Origin of the sequence: Phytobacter sp. V91 (assembly GCF_965644225.1) — a bacterium.
GTDB lineage: Bacteria > Pseudomonadota > Gammaproteobacteria > Enterobacterales > Enterobacteriaceae > CBFFRJ01.
Window position 1 is genome coordinate 12,465 of sequence record NZ_CBFFRJ010000056.1, and the last position, 18,887, is coordinate 31,351.

20 protein-coding genes and 1 riboswitch are annotated in these 18,887 nt (G+C 54.8%); of the genes, 7 read left to right on the forward strand and 13 right to left on the reverse strand.

Annotated features, from left to right (window positions below; genetic code table 11):
* Nucleotides 1–193: 193 nt before the first annotated feature.
* A complete protein-coding gene (locus ACSZO4_RS13140) occupies nucleotides 194–1,258 on the forward strand; it encodes an alpha/beta hydrolase family protein (RefSeq protein WP_437889418.1) in 1,065 nt (354 codons plus the stop codon).
* Here ACSZO4_RS13140 and ACSZO4_RS13145 read toward each other — a convergent pair.
* The 11 genes from ACSZO4_RS13145 to rsd all read right to left on the reverse strand — a co-directional run bounded on the left by ACSZO4_RS13145 (nucleotide 1,176) and on the right by rsd (nucleotide 11,093).
* Complete coding sequence (locus ACSZO4_RS13145) at nucleotides 1,176–2,225, reverse strand: helix-turn-helix domain-containing protein (RefSeq protein WP_437889419.1); 1,050 nt, start codon at nucleotides 2,223–2,225, stop codon at nucleotides 1,176–1,178. The genes ACSZO4_RS13140 and ACSZO4_RS13145 overlap by 83 nt on opposite strands.
* A 155-nt stretch (nucleotides 2,226–2,380) precedes the next feature.
* The gene (locus ACSZO4_RS13150; protein ID WP_437889420.1) at nucleotides 2,381–2,701 is read right to left on the reverse strand and encodes a PTS lactose/cellobiose transporter subunit IIA; all 321 of its coding nucleotides are present in this window, start codon (nucleotides 2,699–2,701) and stop codon (nucleotides 2,381–2,383) included.
* Nucleotides 2,702–2,705: 4 nt separating this feature from the next.
* Nucleotides 2,706–3,011 (reverse strand): PTS sugar transporter subunit IIB, encoded by a 306-nt coding sequence (locus ACSZO4_RS13155; protein ID WP_293568450.1) that lies wholly within the window; start codon nucleotides 3,009–3,011, stop codon nucleotides 2,706–2,708.
* Between the two features lie 119 nt (nucleotides 3,012–3,130).
* On the reverse strand, nucleotides 3,131–4,699 hold the full coding sequence (locus tag ACSZO4_RS13160; protein ID WP_437889434.1) for a sensor domain-containing diguanylate cyclase: 1,569 nt from the start codon (nucleotides 4,697–4,699) through the stop codon (nucleotides 3,131–3,133).
* Between the two features lie 251 nt (nucleotides 4,700–4,950).
* On the reverse strand, nucleotides 4,951–6,105 hold the full coding sequence (gene thiH / locus ACSZO4_RS13165; protein WP_437889421.1) for a 2-iminoacetate synthase ThiH: 1,155 nt from the start codon (nucleotides 6,103–6,105) through the stop codon (nucleotides 4,951–4,953).
* Nucleotides 6,102–6,872 carry a thiazole synthase gene (gene thiG / locus ACSZO4_RS13170; protein ID WP_437889422.1) on the reverse strand — a complete coding sequence of 257 codons (771 nt, stop codon included), beginning with the start codon at nucleotides 6,870–6,872 and terminating at the stop codon, nucleotides 6,102–6,104. Before thiG ends, thiH begins: the two co-directional genes overlap by 4 nt.
* Nucleotide 6,873: 1 nt before the next feature.
* On the reverse strand, nucleotides 6,874–7,074 hold the full coding sequence (gene thiS, locus ACSZO4_RS13175) for a sulfur carrier protein ThiS (RefSeq protein WP_437889423.1): 201 nt from the start codon (nucleotides 7,072–7,074) through the stop codon (nucleotides 6,874–6,876).
* Nucleotides 7,055–7,813, reverse strand: coding sequence for a thiazole biosynthesis adenylyltransferase ThiF (gene thiF, locus ACSZO4_RS13180; protein WP_437889424.1), 759 nt, complete (start codon nucleotides 7,811–7,813; stop codon nucleotides 7,055–7,057). Before thiF ends, thiS begins: the two co-directional genes overlap by 20 nt.
* Nucleotides 7,800–8,441, reverse strand: a complete 642-nt coding sequence (thiE, locus tag ACSZO4_RS13185; protein WP_437889425.1) for a thiamine phosphate synthase — start codon at nucleotides 8,439–8,441, stop codon at nucleotides 7,800–7,802. The genes thiF and thiE overlap by 14 nt, the downstream gene beginning before the upstream one ends.
* Nucleotides 8,441–10,336, reverse strand: coding sequence for a phosphomethylpyrimidine synthase ThiC (gene thiC, locus ACSZO4_RS13190; protein WP_437889426.1), 1,896 nt, complete (start codon nucleotides 10,334–10,336; stop codon nucleotides 8,441–8,443). Before thiC ends, thiE begins: the two co-directional genes overlap by 1 nt.
* 83 nt (nucleotides 10,337–10,419) lie before the next feature.
* Nucleotides 10,420–10,537, reverse strand: a riboswitch (TPP riboswitch).
* Between the two features lie 52 nt (nucleotides 10,538–10,589).
* Entirely contained in the window at nucleotides 10,590–11,093 is a 504-nt protein-coding gene (rsd, locus tag ACSZO4_RS13195) for a sigma D regulator (RefSeq protein WP_437889427.1), read from the reverse strand.
* A 93-nt stretch (nucleotides 11,094–11,186) separates the two neighbouring features.
* On the opposite strand from rsd, the gene nudC reads away from it, so the two are divergent.
* The 6 genes from nudC (at nucleotide 11,187) to ACSZO4_RS13225 (ending at nucleotide 15,543) form a co-directional block, all read left to right on the forward strand.
* Nucleotides 11,187–11,960, forward strand: coding sequence for an NAD(+) diphosphatase (gene nudC / locus ACSZO4_RS13200; protein ID WP_437889428.1), 774 nt, complete (start codon nucleotides 11,187–11,189; stop codon nucleotides 11,958–11,960).
* 40 nt (nucleotides 11,961–12,000) lie between these two features.
* Complete coding sequence (gene hemE, locus ACSZO4_RS13205; protein WP_437889429.1) at nucleotides 12,001–13,065, forward strand: uroporphyrinogen decarboxylase; 1,065 nt, start codon at nucleotides 12,001–12,003, stop codon at nucleotides 13,063–13,065.
* 9 nt (nucleotides 13,066–13,074) lie between these two features.
* Complete coding sequence (gene nfi, locus ACSZO4_RS13210) at nucleotides 13,075–13,746, forward strand: deoxyribonuclease V (protein WP_437889430.1); 672 nt, start codon at nucleotides 13,075–13,077, stop codon at nucleotides 13,744–13,746.
* Nucleotides 13,747–13,788: 42 nt separating this feature from the next.
* Nucleotides 13,789–14,379, forward strand: a complete 591-nt coding sequence (locus ACSZO4_RS13215; RefSeq protein WP_437889431.1) for a YjaG family protein — start codon at nucleotides 13,789–13,791, stop codon at nucleotides 14,377–14,379.
* A 186-nt stretch (nucleotides 14,380–14,565) separates the two neighbouring features.
* Nucleotides 14,566–14,838, forward strand: coding sequence for a nucleoid-associated protein HU-alpha (gene hupA / locus ACSZO4_RS13220; protein ID WP_002445246.1), 273 nt, complete (start codon nucleotides 14,566–14,568; stop codon nucleotides 14,836–14,838).
* Nucleotides 14,839–14,850: 12 nt separating this feature from the next.
* Complete coding sequence (locus ACSZO4_RS13225) at nucleotides 14,851–15,543, forward strand: DUF1481 domain-containing protein (RefSeq protein WP_437889435.1); 693 nt, start codon at nucleotides 14,851–14,853, stop codon at nucleotides 15,541–15,543.
* Between the two features lie 52 nt (nucleotides 15,544–15,595).
* Here ACSZO4_RS13225 and purD read toward each other — a convergent pair whose 3' ends face one another.
* Both purD and purH read right to left on the reverse strand, forming a co-directional pair.
* Nucleotides 15,596–16,888 (reverse strand): phosphoribosylamine--glycine ligase, encoded by a 1,293-nt coding sequence (purD, locus tag ACSZO4_RS13230; protein ID WP_437889432.1) that lies wholly within the window; start codon nucleotides 16,886–16,888, stop codon nucleotides 15,596–15,598.
* A gap of 15 nt (nucleotides 16,889–16,903) precedes the next feature.
* Nucleotides 16,904–18,490: a bifunctional phosphoribosylaminoimidazolecarboxamide formyltransferase/IMP cyclohydrolase gene (purH, locus tag ACSZO4_RS13235; RefSeq protein WP_437889433.1), complete on the reverse strand. Its 1,587-nt coding sequence runs from the start codon at nucleotides 18,488–18,490 to the stop codon at nucleotides 16,904–16,906.
* Between the last annotated feature and the right edge of the window lie 397 nt (nucleotides 18,491–18,887).

Sequence of the window (18,887 nt, forward strand, 5' to 3'; positions counted from 1 at the left end):
GGTTGGATCCCAACTGAGTAAGGTGCAGTTTTTTTATCTCTCTTTTCCCTCGACTTATCCCTCAGCTTCTTCCACGCCTGAAGTGTTTTTATGCACAAAACGCAGCAAAAAAGACCTCGATCGCGTTTCAGGACGCGCGGCAGCCGCAGGGCTGCTAAAAAAACCGGGTGTTTTATTAACCGGGAATCCCGCTATGTTTCGATATTTTTCTGCTCTCTTAATCGTACTTTTATTCAGTCAACTGGCCAGCGCTGAGGTCGGGTTTCGTCAGTTCAGGCTCAATAGTGAAAGTGAACGCCCACTTGATGCAGCTCTTTGGTATCCCACGTCCGATAAAGGAAAACCTGAACAGGTGGGAGAGAACATCGTATTTCTCGGTACGAATGCCCAGCGAGATGCTAAACCTGGCGCGCAAAAACACCCGCTTTTACTGATCTCACATGGTTATGGCGGCAACTGGCGAAATCTTAACTGGCTGGCCAGTCAAATGGCGCAGCAGGGCTACATTGTGGCAGCGGTCGACCACCCAGGCACCACAACGCTAAATAAGGAAAAGCGCGCAGCCCAACAGCTTTGGCGGCGTCCAGATGATCTGACGCTTCTGCTCAGCCATTTACTCAAAACCCCTGAGCTTGCCGGGTATGTCGATCCTGAGCGTATTGCCGCAGCAGGCCACTCTCTGGGAGGATGGACGGTAATCGAACTGGCGGGAGGACTGTTTTCAGTAGATCGCTTTTTACAGGATTGCCAAACGCATGTCACTTTGGGGGGCTGTAAACTGAAACATGTTCTGGGGACGGACAAACCCGAATCAAAAGCACCGCTGGCGGCAAGCCAGCGAGATACGCGAATCAAAGCCGTGGTGTCTCTCGATTTGGGGCTGGCACGGGGGTTTACGCCAGAAAGCCTGGCGCAGATCTCAATACCGGTGCTGGTGATGGGCGCTCAGGCTGACAGTGATGACGTTCCCGCTCGTCTTGAATCGGGTTATCTTTTCGATTCGTTGCCGCAGAACCTGCGTCGCTATGTCAGCGTAACGGGGGCCACCCATTTCAGCTTTATGCAAATGTGTAAGCCCGGCGTTGAAGCGTTGATTGAGGCTCAGGATCCGGGGGACGGTATTGTCTGCCGCGACGGGGGAAGCCTGACCCGGGAGGCTATCCATCAGCAACTGTTTACGACGATAAGTCAGTTTTTAAATCAGACGCTGAATTATCAGCCGCCGCACGGCGAAAGTCGCCAGGGGTCATCCCACTGACGCGCGCAAATTCGCGGTTAAAGTTGGATTTTGTGGAAAAACCGGCTTCCAGCATGACCTGTGTGATGGGGACATCTGATTGCAGCAGCAAGCGCTGGGCATGCTGAATACGAAAGCCATTAATCCACTGGGAGACATTGCAGCCTCGCGTCCGATTGATGGCCTGGGATATCTGTCGCGCAGGTATCCCGGTTTTTCGCGCCAGCGCGTTTAAGCTGAGGTCCGGATCGAGGAAAAGTTCACGGCCAGCCAGGGTGGTTTCCAGCTTCTGGCAGAGATTCTGGTCTTCAGGCGCGACAGCTACAATCTCTGGCTCGCAGGCATCCACGGTCACACTGAGTGGTGGGGCGGTGACTTTTCGCCCGGTAAACAAAATCGCAAGACAGATAAACGGCAGCAGGATCCCCTGTGAAATGGCGACCAGTAGCGGCGCATGCTGCCCGTTGTACTGGCTGAAGTCCCAGGCGATGGCTAAATCTGTCAGGCTGGAAAAACAGAGGAAACAGCCTGCGGCAAACGCCATCATGGAGGTGGTCGGTGAATCGCTAAGCCGGGTCAGTATAAAAGCATCAGCCCCCAACAGGGCGGTTCTGAGCAATGCAATGCCATACCCCAGATAAAGCAGCACCAGCACGGCATCCGTTGCATCAGGCCTGGCAAGATTTATCAGCAGGGCGAGGACGGGCGGCAGGATGGATGTCAGGATATGCCAGGCACGCTTCTGCCCGGTGAGATCGGTAAAGCAGCGCCACACCAGCGGCGGGAAAAGTATCGCCAGCAGAGACTGAAGCTGGCGCAATATTACGGCATCAAACGCCCAACGCAGGGCCGACATCATAACCAGCAACGCACAGCCAGCGATGAAGTACATTACGCCACGCGATTTTTTCCCAGGCTGAAGGCACACTCTGGCCAGTAAAATCAGCAGGATAAAAAGCGTGAAGACCGGAAAGGGGAGTGAAGGCATAGGCAACCTGGGTTATGGATTCTGGCAGCAGAAACGATGCCACTGTTGTGCCATAAATTGCGGAAAAATACACGCCGCCAGATAGCGCGTTGACAGCCGTCTAAAAACAAAATGCCCGAATAATCGGGCATCATGTATGACTGATAAATCGCTTATTATTCGTTTACGGGGGGCAGACGACGGTACAGCTCAATCATATCCCCCGCCAGATCCTGGATAACCATAGCGTTCATCAGGTGGTCCTGAGAATGCACGGTGATCAAATTGACAGGCAGTTTCCCGGTTCCTTCATCAAGTCCAATCAATTGAGTCTGGATTTTGTGCGCATTTTTCACAAACTCGTGCGATTCTTCCATCGCCTGCTCGGCGCCGGCAAAGTCGCCTTTTCGCGCCAGCTGCAACGCCGTCAGCGCCTGGCTACGCGCGGCGCCCGCGTTTACCAGAAGCTCCATAATAATGGTTTCTAAATCTTCCACGCGCTTACTCCATTAGCTTGAGGGCTTTTTCCAGAACGACATCACCTTTCATCATGCCGTAATCCATCATGTCGATAACCGCGACTTTTTTACCTAACGGATCGGCCTGCGCCTGCAACTTGGCCTGCTCATACTTCACCTGCGGACCGAGCAGCACGATATCTGCGGTGGCGATGTTGTCTTTAAATTCTGCGACCGGAACCGCCTTGATTGAAACCTCGACCCCTTTCTTCTGCGCTGCGTCTTTCATGCGTTGAACCAGCATGCTGGTGGACATTCCCGCAGCACAGCATAAAACGATGTTTTTCATAGTCAGCCTCGATGTGGATGGGATAACTGATAATTATCCCGCCTGGCTTGCTTTAACAACCGCATTTCCATGAATGTGTGTATAGCATCACAAACATTCACCGAGGTAGCTGAAACCGGTTACAGGGAGGTTGACGAACCCGAGGAAAGCGACTTATTGCTTATCACAATCTGATTTTTACCCTGCTGTTTAGCCTGATATAACGCGGCGTCAACGCGGCTCACCAGCTGTTCTAAAGATTCCATCTGCCATTCGCCCAGCCCGGCGCTGAAGGTAACCGACAGTCCCTCTTCGCGCCAGTCACGGTTTGCCACGTTAATGCGCCACTGCTCCAGCAACTGGCGGGCTTCGGCGATATGCTCAGGCGGGAAGAGAATGGCAAATTCTTCGCCGCCATAACGATAAAGGGAGATCTGCTGCGGTTGCAGCACCTGTAACCCTTCACGGGCAACGTTACGCAGCACAATGTCGCCGCTCAGATGCCCGAGGGTATCGTTGATGGATTTGAAGTTATCAATATCGGCCAGCGCCAGCATAAAGGGCTGATGATCGTTCATCAGGGCGGTGATATCGCCATCAAAAGCCCGACGGTTTTTACAGTTGGTCAGCGCATCCATGGTCGCTTGTCTGACCCAGGCCTGTTCCCGCTCTTTGTTGGTGACGATCGCTTTGCTCAGCATCGCTTCAAGTTTTGGGGATTGTTGCACATCGCCGGTTTTAATCGCATTCAGGATATTGAGCAGTACCGTGCGCGAGGCATAGCGCAGATACAGCCCGAAGAGAATGACAATGATTGCAGCCACGCCAAATCCCCATCCAACCACCAACGTTTCACCGCGCAGGAGATTGTCCAGCGTCTTTCCTGGTACAAGATAAATAGCAAACCAGTCCGGGTTGGTCAGAGAGCTGTAGTAAATCCAGGTGTTACGTTGCTTGTCATAAAACATGCCCTCGCCGCTGTTCATCTCGGCCATGCGGGCCTGTTGAGAAAATGCTTTAAAAAGCACCCCGGTGTCCGGGTGCAACATGACTTTTCCGCTGCGATCCACCACGAAAAATTCCCCCTGAATAGGGGACTGCATTCTTCTTAGCCCGTAGCTGATGGAAGCCAGATCGAGATGAAAGGCCAACGTACCTTTCAGCGTGCCTTCCGGAGAAACTACCGGTTTATAGACCGTAACTGTGGGGTGATGGGTAAAGAAATCGTCGTAAGCACTTGTGTACTTGCTGAATGTGCCTGCTTCGGCCTGGCGCACAAACCAGGGGCGCGTTTTGGGGTCGAAACTCCGGCTTTCTTCGCTGTCGAAGACCACCGGTGCACGCAGATAATGCCCCTGCGGGTCTGCCAGTGAAATCGAGGAGACGGAGGGCATGAGCCTCAGTAACTGCATCAAGGATTGCAGTCCTTCAGGCGACGCTAAATTCACCGCATTGCCGAGCCGGTTATAACGAGAGAAGTAGGCTGCTGCTTGCTCAAGGATATAGTCGTTGCCCTGAAAGATAGCCTCGGTGTAGTTAACCGCAATATTATGGGTGAAAGTTTGATTAACCTTCTGATAATTATCGGTAATATCTTTTCTTTGGCTCAGGGTGACCAGGGTGGCAATGACCACTAAACAGATAAAAATGCCGGTAAAGCTCACCAGGATGGGCGTAGTGAACGAAAGTTTTCTGCTGTGTATTTTCATCATCTTCAATTGCGTCAGGCAGTGAACGGGAAACGTACAGGCAAGTGTAGTAAGGTGAAATACCCATCAGGGAAACACTGTTTTATATTTATCTGGTTAATATTAGGTCAGGCAGGTTGAAATATCGATTTTTATAAAATTAGCGCATCTCTTTGTCTGATATACATCAATTTACTGTTGCTGAATGACTTATGAAGATATCAGGGGCAATTGCCCCTGTTGTATTACGCCCGCGACGAGCCTGAAAACATTCAGCCTGTCATAACCGGCGAGTGAGTTCCCTGAGGTGCGCGTCCCAGCCAGCTATCCCAGTCTTTCCAGACGGGTTGCAGGCCTCTTTCTTCCAGCGCCCGGGCGACGTCCTCTGGGCGGCGCGCGTCATGCGGGGCAAACTGCTCCAGCTCCGGATGGTTATCCGCATAACCACCGGGTTGCGTTTTCGAGAAAGCGCTGACGTTGTTAATGGCCAGCGGGATAACGTTATCGCGAAACCACGGCGACTCACGGGTGGAAAGTGAAAGCTCCGTGTCCGGCGAGAATAAACGGAAAGCGCAAAGGGTTTGCACCAGTTGCCGTTCGTCCATCAGGGATGCCGGTTCAATGCCGCCAGTGCAGGGGCGCAGGCGCGGAAATGAGATCGAGTAGCGGCTTTGCCAGTAGTGCTGCTGCAACCACAGCAGATGTTCTGCCATCATAAAGCAATCCACGCGCCAGCTGTCAGAAAGGCCGATTAACGCTCCTAATCCGATCTTGTCGATCCCGGCCTGTCCGAGCCTGTCCGGGGTTTCCAGTCGCCAGAAGAAATCCTGTTTGTTTCCTTTGAGATGATGCCGGGCATACTGCCCCTCGTGCCAGGTTTCCTGATAGACCATCACGCCGTCCAGCCCGAGGGTTTTCAGCTCAGCATACTCCTGCGTGGACAGGGGCTGAACCTCCATCTGCAAAGAGGAGAACTGGCGACGGATTATTGGCAGGTGGCGGCGAAAATAGTCCATCCCAACTTTGCCCTGATGTTCGCCGGTGACCAGCAACAGATGCTCAAACCCCAGTTCACGGATCGCGGCACACTCACGGGCGATCTCCGCTTCATCCAGGGTTTTACGCTTAATGCGATTGCTCATGGAGAAACCGCAATACGTGCAGTCATTGGCGCATAAGTTAGAGAGATAAAGCGGAACATAAAAACTGACGGTATTGCCAAAACGCTGGCGCGTCAGGCGCTGTGCTTTTTGCGCCAGCGGCTCCAGATAGCTGCTTGCGGCAGGAGAGAGCAGGGCCATTAAATCGTCACGGTTGAGCTGAGAAGCATTCAGTGCCCGCTCCACATCTGCGGCCGTCTTGCTGTGGATCCGCAGGCGGATGTCATCCCAGTTCAGGGTGCGCCAGCGTTCGGTAAAGGTCTTCATACGCTGGCCTCCAGAAAACCAGTTAACGGGCTGGTGGCGCTGGCATACTGGCTACGAACGCCTGGGATCGCCTGGCGTGCGAGCACGCCAGCCTCAACGGCCAGACGAAAAGCCTGCGCCATCTGTACCGGGTTATCCGCCACCGCAATCGCGGTGTTGACCAGCACCGCGCTGGCGCCCATCTCCAGTGCCTGCGTGGCATGGCTGGGCGCGCCGATCCCGGCATCCACTACCACGGGCACCGTTGCCTGCTCGATGATGATTTCAAGCATTGCCCGGGTTTCCAGCCCCTGATTTGAGCCAATTGGCGCCCCGAGCGGCATCACTGCGGCGCAGCCCACTTCTTCCAGCCGCTTACACAGCACCGGGTCGGCACCGCAGTAAGGGAGTACCACAAAGCCTTGTTTCACCAGCGCTTCGGCGGCTTTCAGGGTTTCGATTGGGTCCGGCAGCAGCCAGCGGGCATCCGGGTGAATTTCCAGTTTCAGCCAGTGGGTGCCCAGCGCCTCACGGGCCAGCTGTGCGGCGAAAATAGCCTCTTCTGCTGTTTTTGCGCCTGAGGTGTTGGGCAGCAGGGTAACGCCTGCTGCTAACAGCGGAGCCAGAATGGCATCGTTATGCTGACGTAAATCGACCCGCTTCATGGCCAGGGTTACCACCTGGCTGCCTGAGGCTCGAATGGCATCAACCATCAGTGTCGAGGAGGCAAACTTCCCGGTACCGGTAAAAAGGTGTGAATCAAATTGTTTATCCGCAATACGTAGCATTTCATCCCCCTGCGATAACCTGAAAAAGCAGGATCTGGTCGCCGTCCTGCACATAATGTTGATCCCACTTTTCTCGCGGCAGGATCTGTTGGTTGAGCGCCAGTGCCGCGCCGGGTTTGAGCTGATCAAGGTGCTCGAGCAACCCGGCGACGCTCAGCGTTTGATCGAGGATCATCGGAGTGTCATTGAACAGGATCTGCATGCAGCCCTCCGCAGACCGGACAGCCGCTAGCGCGATGCAAGGCCAGATTTCGCCAGTGGCTGCTGCGGGCATCAAACAGACGCAGCTCACCGCTGGTGGTGGTGATGCCGCTCAGCAATTTGATGGCCTCCAGCGCCTGTAGTGTGCCCATTACCCCCACCACCGGGCCGACGATCCCCGCCGTGCGACAGTTGCGCTCAGGCTCATTTTCATCCGGCCATAAGCAGCGATAGCAGCCATGTGTCCAGGGCGGGGTGAGCACCATTAGCTGGCCGCCGAAACCGACGGCGCTGGCGGTAATGAGTGGTGTGTCAGTGCTGACGCAGGCGGCGTTAATGGCCTGACGGGTCGCCATATTATCGGTGCAATCGAGTACCACATCGGCGCTGGCAACGGCCTGGCGCAGGGCTTCACCTGTCAGGCGTTGCTCAAGTGCAACCAGGGTGATATCCGGGTTCAGTCGTGCCAGTCGCTGCCTGGTCACCTGGGATTTGGAACACGCAATATCGTCGGTGGTGAAAAGTATCTGTCGTTGCAGGTTGCTGAGATGCACTTCGTCATCGTCGGCCAGCACCAGGGTGCCGACACCCGCCCCCGCCAGATAAAGCGCGGCAGGTGAGCCTAACCCTCCCAGCCCGACAATCAGCACCTGGCTGTCGAGCAGCCTTTGCTGACCATCGATCGCAATATCTTCCAGCAGTATCTGGCGGCTGTAGCGCATAAAGTCACGATCGTTCATCGCCCGCTCCCGCCAGTGACAGTAACTGTGCCGTTGCGGCACGCCAGTCAGCAGCCTGAGTAATGGCGCTGACCACCGCAATGCTACCCACGCCGGTTGCCAGCACCTCAGGGGCGCGGGCAAGGCTGATGCCGCCGATGGCTACGGTCGGGTAATCCGCAAGCCTCTCAATATGACGAGCCAGTTGCGCCAGTCCTTGTGGGGCGGAAGGCATCTTCTTGGTTTGCGTTGGGAAGACGTGGCCAAGGGCGATATAGGAAGGTCGCGCCGCCAGGGCAATGTCGATTTCCATATCATCATGGGTGGAGACGCCAAGGCGCAGGCCAGCCCGTTGAATCGCTTTCAGATCGGTGGTTTCCAGATCCTCCTGGCCCAGATGTACCCCATAGGCCTGGTGGGCCACCGCCAGCCGCCAGTAATCGTTAATAAACAGGCGGGCGTCGTAACGGCGTCCCAGCGCAATCGCGGCGACAATATCGTCTTCCACCTCATGGTCAGGCTTATCTTTGATCCGCAGCTGGATAGTACGCACGCCCACATCCAGCAGACGTTCTATCCATTGCACGCTGTCCACGACCGGGTAAAGCCCCAGCCGCTGCGGAACCCTCGGGAAATCAGGCTGGTACATCAGACTTCCTCCTGCTTCAGATAGATTTCGCCGCCTTTGGCGCGGAAGTTTTCCGACATATCCGCCATTCCCACTTCAATGGCCTGCGCTGCTGCGTAGTCGCGTACTTCCTGGCTGATTTTCATTGAACAGAACTTCGGCCCGCACATGGAGCAGAAGTGCGCCACTTTGCCGGATTCCTGGGGCAGGGTTTCGTCGTGGTAAGCGCGGGCGGTGAAAGGATCGAGCGCCAGATTGAACTGGTCTTCCCAGCGGAATTCGAAGCGGGCTTTTGACATGGCGTTATCGCGGATTTGTGCGCCAGGGTGGCCTTTTGCCAGGTCGGCCGCATGGGCGGCAATCTTGTAGGTAATCAGCCCCTGTTTGACGTCCTCTTTGTTTGGCAGACCAAGGTGCTCTTTCGGGGTGACGTAACACAACATGGCGCAACCAAACCAGCCGATCATCGCCGCGCCAATACCGGAAGTGAAGTGGTCATAGCCCGGCGCGATATCGGTGGTCAGCGGTCCTAAGGTGTAGAAAGGCGCTTCGTGGCAGTGCTCCAGCTCTTCAGTCATATTACGGTGGATCATCTGCATCGGCACATGACCCGGGCCTTCAATCATCACCTGGACGTCATACTCCCAGGCGATTTTGGTCAGCTCGCCCAGCGTGTGCAGCTCGGCAAATTGCGCTTCATCGTTGGCATCCTGAATCGAGCCCGGACGCAGACCATCGCCAAGAGAGAGGGAAACGTCATAGGCGGCGCAGATCTCGCAGATTTCGCGGAAATGCATGTAGAGGAAGTTTTCCTGGTGGTGGGAGAGACACCATTTAGCCATGATCGAACCACCACGGGAGACGATGCCGGTCAGACGTTTGGCGGTCATCGGCACGTAGCGCAACAGCACACCGGCATGGATGGTGAAATAGTCCACGCCCTGTTCCGCCTGCTCCAGCAAGGTGTCGCGGAAGGCCTCCCAGGTCAGGTTTTCGGCGATGCCATTCACCTTTTCCAGCGCCTGGTAAATCGGTACGGTACCGATTGGCACCGGGCTGTTACGCAGGATCCATTCCCGTGTTTCGTGGATATAACGCCCGGTGGAGAGATCCATCACCGTATCCGCCCCCCAACGCGTCGACCACACCAGCTTCTCGACCTCTTCTTCAATGGAAGACGTCACGGCAGAGTTGCCGATGTTGGCATTTACCTTTACCAGGAAGTTACGTCCGATAATCATCGGTTCTGATTCCGGGTGGTTGATGTTGGCGGGGATGATGGCCCGGCCAGCGGCCACTTCGTCACGCACAAATTCCGCGGTGATATTTTCCGGCAGATTAGCCCCAAAGCCGTGGCCGGGATGCTGTTGGCGTAAAACCGCCCCACGGATGCGTTCGCGCCCCATATTTTCACGGATGGCGATAAACTCCATCTCCGGCGTCACTATGCCCCGGCGCGCATAGTGAAGCTGCGTCACACAGCAGCCCGTTTTTGCCCGTTTTGGCGTCAACAAGCCGGTAAAACGCAGGTCGTCGAGGCCATCATCCGCCAGACGCGCTTTGGTGTAATCCGAGCTACGGACAGCCAGCGCTGCACAATCGTTTCGGGCATCAATCCACGGCTGGCGAAGTTTTGCCAGGCCTTGCTCAACGTTAATTGCAATATCCGGATCGCCATAGGGGCCAGAGGTGTCATACACCGGGATGGCTTCATTCTCTTCGTACTGGGGGGCGTCTTTTGTACCGCCGAGCAGCGTTGGACTGAGCTGGATCTCGCGCATCGGAATGCGGATGTCGGCCTGGGAACCGGTGATGTAGATGCGTTTTGAGTTGGGGAAAGCAGTGCCTTCCAGGGTTTCGATAAAGTGCTGCGCCTGGGCGCGTTGTTCACGACGGGTCAGTTTCGATGTAGACATAGCTCGTTCCAGAAAATAAAGGACGTGGCTTGTCAGACGACGGATGGAGTAATGGCAGCGGTGCACCCGCAAAGGTGACGCTGTATGATTTTACTCTTGTTCCCTTCGCAGGTATTAGCCTGATCAGGTTCCGCGGATCCCGAATTAACGGTCTCAGCCTTTTCCACAGCTGTGGAAAAATAGGCACTCCGACAAGAAAAACCCCCTCAGATGCAGGGGGCTGTATGTAAACTACGCGTTAATGCACAAGAACTCAAGCCGGGTGCGCCATTCCGTTTTCGTCATTGGCGCTGCTCTTGAGATTGTTATCGAATGCCAGCACGATCAATTTATCTTCGAGGGTGAAGCGGGCCGCCAGGGCTTCGCCGATATCAGACAGCACCTGCTGAAACTCATGGCAGTTGTCATCATCAATAGCGTTTTCCAGACTGGAATCGTAGTACTCCATGATTTCCAGGGTGTTAACTTCAAGGAGAGGGTAAATTTGCGTGGCGGCTAAAAGTGGGCTGCTCCCTTCCATTTCGCTGATAATCCGTTCATAAATATTAAAATGTCCGGCGGAAAGGTACTCGACCAGGTTATGGCAAAATTCGTCCAGCGCTTTCTCATTAAGCTGCATGTACGATCCCTTACCGGGTTTTATGCCAACCAGGTTGTAGTAATTAACCAGTAGTTGCTTGCGTGTATTCAGCCAGCTATCGACCAGTTTATTACTGCCTCCAATCCGTTCTGCAAGGGTTTCGAGCTGGTTTAGCATAATTGACTCCGCAATATTAAGATTAAAGAAGCTCACCCGAATGTAATAATAATGTTAATAACATGCCAGCAAAGCTAAGGTAGTGCAAACAAAATGCATCGTATTATCGAATCATCAGATAGTGGCTGGTGGATCGTAAGCCATGAACAAAAATTATGGTTACCTGAGGGAGAATTACCACAGGGTAACGCAGGAAATTTTGATCTTGTGGGGCAAAACGCACTAAAGATTGGTGAATGGGAAGGCGAACCGGTGTGGATGGTCCGTCAGAATCGTCGCCAGGATATGGGGTCGGTTCGTCAGGTGATCGAGCAGGATCCTGGACTGTTCCAGTTAGCCGGTCGTGGCGTGCAACTGGCGGAGTTTTATCGATCGCATAAGTTCTGTGGCTACTGTGGGCACAGCATGCATCCCAGTAAAACGGAATGGGCGATGTTATGCGATCACTGCCGTGAGCGTTATTACCCCCAGATTGCCCCCTGTATTATCGTCGCTATTCGCCGTGAAGATAAAATCCTGCTGGCCCAGCATACTCGCCACCGCAACGGTATCTACACCGTGCTGGCGGGCTTTGTCGAAGTAGGGGAAACCCTGGAGCAGGCCGTGGCCCGTGAAGTGATGGAAGAAAGCAGCATCAAAGTGAAGAACCTGCGCTACATCACCTCCCAACCCTGGCCTTTCCCGCAGTCGCTGATGACGGCATTTATGGCTGAATATGACAGCGGTGATATCCGTATTGATCCCAAAGAGCTTATCGACGCGGGCTGGTATCGCTATGACGATCTGCCGCTGCTGCCTCCGCCTGGTACCGTGGCCCGTCGTCTGATTGAGGATACGGTGGCGCAGTGTCGGGCAGAATATGAGTGACATGTTACACTGGGCGCATAAACGCTAAAGGAATGTAAACATGACCGAATTAAAAAACGATCGCTACCTTCGCGCACTGCAGCGCCAGCCCGTTGATGTCACCCCGGTATGGATGATGCGCCAGGCGGGTCGCTATTTACCGGAGTACAAAGCAACCCGCGCGCAGGCCGGCGATTTTATGTCGCTGTGTAAAAATGCCGAGCTGGCCTGCGAGGTGACGCTGCAACCATTGCGCCGCTACAAGCTTGATGCGGCGATCCTCTTCTCGGATATTCTGACCATTCCGGATGCGATGGGGCTGGGTCTCTATTTTGAAGCAGGAGAAGGGCCGCGCTTTACCTCGCCGGTTACCTGCAAAGCGGACGTGGAAAAACTGCCGGTGCCCGATCCGGAACAGGAGCTGGGCTATGTGATGAACGCGGTGCGCACTATCCGCCGTGAGCTGAAAGGCGAAGTGCCGCTGATTGGTTTCTCCGGCAGCCCCTGGACGCTGGCGACCTATATGGTGGAAGGCGGCAGCAGCAAAGCTTTTACCGTGATTAAAAAGATGATGTATGCCGAGCCGCAGGCGCTGCATCTGCTGCTCGATAAGCTGGCGAAAAGCGTCACGCTCTATCTCAACGCGCAGATCCGGGCCGGTGCGCAATCGGTAATGATTTTCGACACCTGGGGCGGCGTGCTGACCGGGCGTGATTATCAGCAATTCTCCCTCTACTACATGCATAAGATTGTCGATGGCCTGCTGCGGGAAAACGATGGCCGCCGGGTGCCGGTGACCCTGTTTACCAAAGGCGGCGGTCAGTGGCTGGAAGCGATGGCGGCGACGGGCTGCGATGCACTTGGCCTGGACTGGACGACGGACATTGCTGATGCGCGCCGCCGCGTGGGTGACAAAGTCGCCCTGCAGGGCAATATGGACCCGTCCATGCTGTACGCGCCGCCGGCACGCATTGAAGAAGAAGTCGCCGCCATACTGGCAGGTTTCGGCCAGGGCGAAGGCCACGTCTTCAACCTTGGACACGGCATCCATCAGGACGTCCCACCGGAGCATGCGGGGGTGTTTGTCGAGTCCGTACATCGGCTTTCTGCCCAGTATCACCGCTAAGGAGTGAGGATGGATCTTGCTTCGCTGCGCGCTCAACAGATCGAACTGGCGTCGTCCGTCTCCCGTGAGGATCGTTTTGATTGCGACTCACTCCGGTTGATTGGGGGCGCGGATGTCGGGTTTGAACAAGGGGGAGAAGTGACGCGGGCGGCCATGGTGTTGCTGGCCTGGCCCTCCCTTGAGCTGATTGAGTATCAGGTGGCGCGTATTCCCACCACGATGCCCTATATTCCAGGCTTCCTCTCATTTCGCGAATATCCTGCGCTGCTGGCGGCATGGCAGCAGCTCTCGCAAAAACCTGATCTGTTGTTTGTTGATGGTCATGGTATCTCTCACCCACGCCGTCTGGGCGTTGCCAGCCATTTTGGCCTGCTGGTGGATGTACCGACCATCGGTGTGGCGAAGAAGCGCCTTTGCGGTCGTTTTGAACCGCTCGGCGATGAGCCTGGCTCAGGCGCTGCGCTTATCGATAAAGGCGAAGAGGTGGCATGGGTCTGGCGCAGCAAGGCGCGCTGTAACCCACTCTATATTTCGACCGGTCACCGGGTCAGTCAGGATACGGCGCTGGCATGGGTGGAACGCTGCATCAAGGGCTACCGCCTCCCGGAACCGACGCGTTGGGCTGATGCCGTGGCCTCAGGTCGTTCAGCATTCACGCGTTGGCAGGAAATTCAGGGTTGATTCAGGTACACTGCCGCTAATTTCTGTGTTTGAGAACTCATCATGTTACAAAACCCGATTCATTTGCGTCTGGAGAAGCTGACCACATGGCAACATGTCACCTTTATGGCCTGCCTGTGTGAACGCATGTACCCCAACTACGCCATGTTCTGTAAGCAGACCGAATTTGGTGACCCGCAGCTTTACCGCCGTATCGTCGATCTGGTGTGGGAAACGCTGACGGTCAAAGATGCCAAAGTGAACTTTGACAGCCAGCTTGAGAAGCTGGAAGAGGCAATTCCGTCTGCTGACGACTACGATATGTATGGCGTCTACCCGGCAATCGATGCCTGTGTGGCATTGAGCGACTTAATTCATGCCCTGCTGAGTGGTGAAGCTCAGGAGTATGCTATTGAGGTCAGCAAGACGTCGATCACCACCGTTGCGATGCTGGAAATGACGCAAGCGGGTCGTGAAATGACCGATGAAGAGCTCAAAGAGAACCCCGCGGTGGAGCAGGAATGGGATATCCAGTGGGAAATCTTCCGTCTTTTGGCGGCATGTGAAGAACGCGATATTGAACTGATTAAAGGCCTGCGCGCAGACCTGCGCGAGGCCGGGGACAGTAATATCGGTATAAATTTGCAGCAATGAGACAACAAAACGTGATTTAACGCCTGTTTTGTCGTCCTGGGAGGCTTCCCTTCGCACCCCCGTCTGGTCTACATTTGGGGGGCGAAAAAAAGTGGCTATCGGTGCGTGTATGCAGGAGGGTGCTTTTGAGGCATTTCCGTCGCACTCGATGCTTAGCAAGCGATAAACACATTGAAAGGATAACTTATGAACAAGACTCAATTAATTGATGTAATTGCGGACAAAGCTGACCTGTCTAAAGTACAGGCTAAAGCTGCTCTGGAATCCACCTTGGCTGCGATTACTGAGTCTCTGAAAGAAGGCGATGCTGTACAACTGGTTGGTTTCGGTACCTTCAAAGTGAACCACCGTGCTGAGCGTACTGGCCGCAACCCGCAGACCGGTAAAGAAATCAAAATCGCCGCAGCTAACGTGCCGGCATTTGTTTCTGGTAAAGCACTGAAAGACGCTGTTAAGTAAGACCGCGTGGCAGTGAACAGTTTTGTCGAAGGGGCGGTAACGCCCCTTTTGTCATTCTGGCGTCGTGCCTTGATGCTGGCAGGTATTCTGTTCCTGACGGCCTGTAGTCACAACTCATCGTTACCGCCTTTTACCGCCAGCGGCTACGCAGGCGATCAGGGTGCAGTGCGCTTATGGCGCAAAGACTCTGATAATGAAACACACGTTCTTGCAGCCTTCAGCCCGTGGCACCGCGGAGAGACGTCTCTGAGTGAATATCGCTGGCAGGGTGAAACCCTAAGCCAGATTGAACTCAACATCTACGGCAAACAGCCTGAACATATTCGTGTGCGCTTTGATGACCATGGCGAACTCAGCTTTATGCAGCGTGAGGTGAATGGTCAGAAGCAGCAGATCTCCAGCGATCAAATCGCGCTTTATCAGTACCGCGCCAACCAGATTCGTCAGACCAGCGATGCGCTGCGTCAGGGCCGGGTGATACTGCGACAGGGACGCTGGCATGCCAACGGCTCGGTGACCACCTGCGAGGGGCAAACCATAAAGCCTGAACTGGATTCACTGATGGTCAGCCATATTGAACGTCGGCAGAATCACTCTTCGGCAGAGGTGAGCGTTGCCTGGCTTGAAGGGCCGGAAGGGGCACAGCTGCTGCTGGTGGCAAACGAAGATTTTTGTACCTGGCAGCCCACTGAGAAGAGCTTCTGAGGTCAGTACGGTTCTGGTACCCCCTCCCGGCGGGAGAGGGCCAGAGGGCAAATTACTTACCTTGCTCGCGTGCGATAGCGCGATAACCAATATCTTTGCGGCTAAAGCTGCCATTCCACTGAATACCGGTCATCAGGGCATTCGCGCGCTGCTGGGCTTCTGCAACGGTTTCGCCAAGCGCGGTCACGCAAAGAACACGGCCGCCGTTGGTGAGCACCTGGTCGTCTGCAGACAGTTTGGTGCCTGCATGGAACACCTTACCTTCTGCGGAAGACTCCAGCGGCAGACCATGAATCACGTCACCGATGTTGTAATCACCCGGATAACCACCTGCAGCCATCACCACGCCCAATGCTGCACGCGGATCCCATTCCGAGGTTTTCTCATCCAGAGTGCCTTTGCAGGCGGCGATACAAAGATCGACCAGATCCGACTGCATGCGCATCATGATCGGTTGCGTTTCCGGATCGCCGAAACGACAGTTGAACTCAATAACCTTCGGGTTACCTTGCTTGTCGATCATCAGACCGGCATACAGGAAACCGGTATAGGTATTGCCCTCTGCCGCCATGCCTTTCACGGTTGGCCAAATCACGCGTTCCATGGTGCGTTGGTGCACGATATCGGTCACCACCGGAGCCGGGGAATAAGCGCCCATACCGCCGGTGTTAGGGCCGGTGTCACCATCGCCCACACGTTTATGATCCTGGCTGGTGGCCATGGGTAACACATGTTCACCGTCAACCATCACGATAAAGCTGGCTTCTTCGCCATCGAGGAACTCCTCAATAACGATACGGTGACCTGCGTCGCCAAAGGCGTTGCCTGCCAGCATGTCATTCACTGCGGCTTCAGCTTCTTCCAGCGTCATCGCAACAATAACGCCTTTGCCCGCAGCCAGACCGTCAGCTTTGATAACGATCGGCGCGCCTTTCTCGCGCAGGTACGCCAGTGCAGGCTCAACTTCGGTAAAGTTCTGGTATTCCGCCGTGGGAATGTTGTGGCGGGCCAGGAAGTCTTTGGTGAAGGCTTTGGAGCCTTCCAGTTGGGCGGCGCCCTGGGTTGGGCCAAAAATCTGCAAGCCAGCCGCGCGGAATGCATCGACCACGCCAATCACCAGCGGCGCTTCCGGGCCGACGATGGTCAGGTCGATTTTTTCGTTTTGTGCAAAGCTCAACAGCGCAGGGATGTCCGTCGCGCCGATAGCTATATTTTGCAGGGCCGGTTCAAGGGCCGTTCCGGCATTACCCGGCGCCACAAATACCGTATCAACCAGCGGCGACTGTGCGGCTTTCCACGCCAGGGCGTGCTCGCGCCCGCCGTTACCAATTACTAATACTTTCATTGTCTGCTCCGTGGATTAATGGCGGAAGTGACGCATATCGGTGAAGATCATCGCGATGCCGTGTTCGTCAGCGGCAGCAATGACTTCATCATCACGAATAGAACCACCAGGCTGGATAACGCAGCTCACGCCAACGGCAGCGGCAGCATCAATTCCATCGCGGAACGGGAAGAAAGCATCGGAAGCCATGGCTGAACCTTTTACTTCCAGCCCTTCATCGCCTGCTTTAATACCGGCGATTTTTGCCGAGTACACGCGGCTCATCTGGCCTGCGCCTATCCCGATAGTCATGTTCTCTTTCGCGTAAACGATAGCGTTGGATTTCACAAACTTCGCTACCTTCCAGCAGAACAGCGCATCGCGCAGTTCCTGCTCTGTCGGCTGACGTTTGCTGACCACACGCAGTTCGCCTTCCGTTACCATGCCAAGATCTCTGTCCTGAACCAGCAGTCCGCCGTTAACACGTTTGAAATCAAGGCCAGGCACACGCGCAGCCCATTCACCGCAGGTCAGGACGCGAACGTTCTGTTTGGCAGCGGTAATTTTCAGTGCTTCTGCGCTTGCAGACGGGGCAATGATCACTTCAACGAACTGACGAGAGATAATGGCTTGCGCTGTGTCGGCATCCAGCTCGCGGTTAAAGGCGATAATGCCGCCGAAGGCGGAAGTCGGGTCGGTTTTGTACGCACGGTCGTAAGCATCAAGAATCGACGTGCTCACTGCGACGCCACAAGGGTTAGCATGTTTCACGATCACACATGCTGGCTCCCCGAACTCCTTCACACATTCCAGTGCGGCATCGGTATCGGCGATATTGTTGTAAGAGAGGGCTTTGCCCTGCAATTGCGTAGCCGTTGCCACAGACGCTTCTTTTACTTCTTCTATATAGAAGGCAGCCTGCTGGTGGCTGTTCTCGCCGTAGCGCATATCCTGCTTCTTAATGAAGTTCAGATTCAGGGTGCGTGGGAAACGACCCGCGGCTTCTTTACTCTCACCGTGATAGGCCGGCACCATGCTACCGAAGTAGTTGGCGATCATGCTGTCGTAAGCGGCGGTATGCTCGAAGGCTTTGATCGCGAGGTCGAAGCGCGTTTCCAGCGTCAGAGAGGCTTCATTAGCATCCATCTCTTCAATAATGGCGTTGTAGTCGCTGCTCTTGACCACGATGGCGACATCTTTATGGTTCTTCGCGGCGGAGCGGACCATAGTCGGGCCGCCGATATCGATATTTTCAACCGCATCTTCCAGTGAACAGCCTTCACGAGCGACGGTCTGGGCGAACGGATAAAGGTTAACAACCACCATATCGATAGGCGAGATGCTGTGTTCAGCCATGATCGCATCATCCTGACCACGACGACCGAGGATCCCGCCATGTACTTTTGGATGTAGGGTCTTCACTCGTCCATCCATCATTTCCGGAAAACCGGTGTAATCGGAAACTTCGGTCACTGGCAAATCTTTATCTGCCAGCAGGCGTGCGGTACCGCCTGTTGAGAGCAGTTCTACACCACGTGCGGAAAGTGCCTGAGCGAATTCGACGATGCCAGCTTTGTCAGAAACACTGAGCAGAGCACGGCGGACAGGACGACGTTGTTGCATGGTAAATCCCCTGGATTTGAAGATAACAGAGAGCGTTAGCTGAATTTTCATCTAAAAACTTAGCTAACGCCCCATACGGGGCTGCTTTTTTGCGCGGGCATTGTAACGAAAACGTTTGCGCAACGCTCGCGAATTTTTATCTTTCGCCAGGGATCGATTAATTTGATCCTCTGGCTCCCTGTTTTCGGACCAGTAACTGCTGAAGATCCTTATCGCTTTGTGGATAACTCTGTGCGTAAAAGGGTATAAGGCGGGGTTTTGCTGGGGAATGCAGCAGTCAGTCATTTTTGTGTCATTTTTCTATTGCGGCCTGAAGAGAACTCCCTATAATGCGCCTCCATCGACACGGCGGATGTGAATCACTTCACACTAAGTAGCCGGTTCGGTTGAAGAGAAA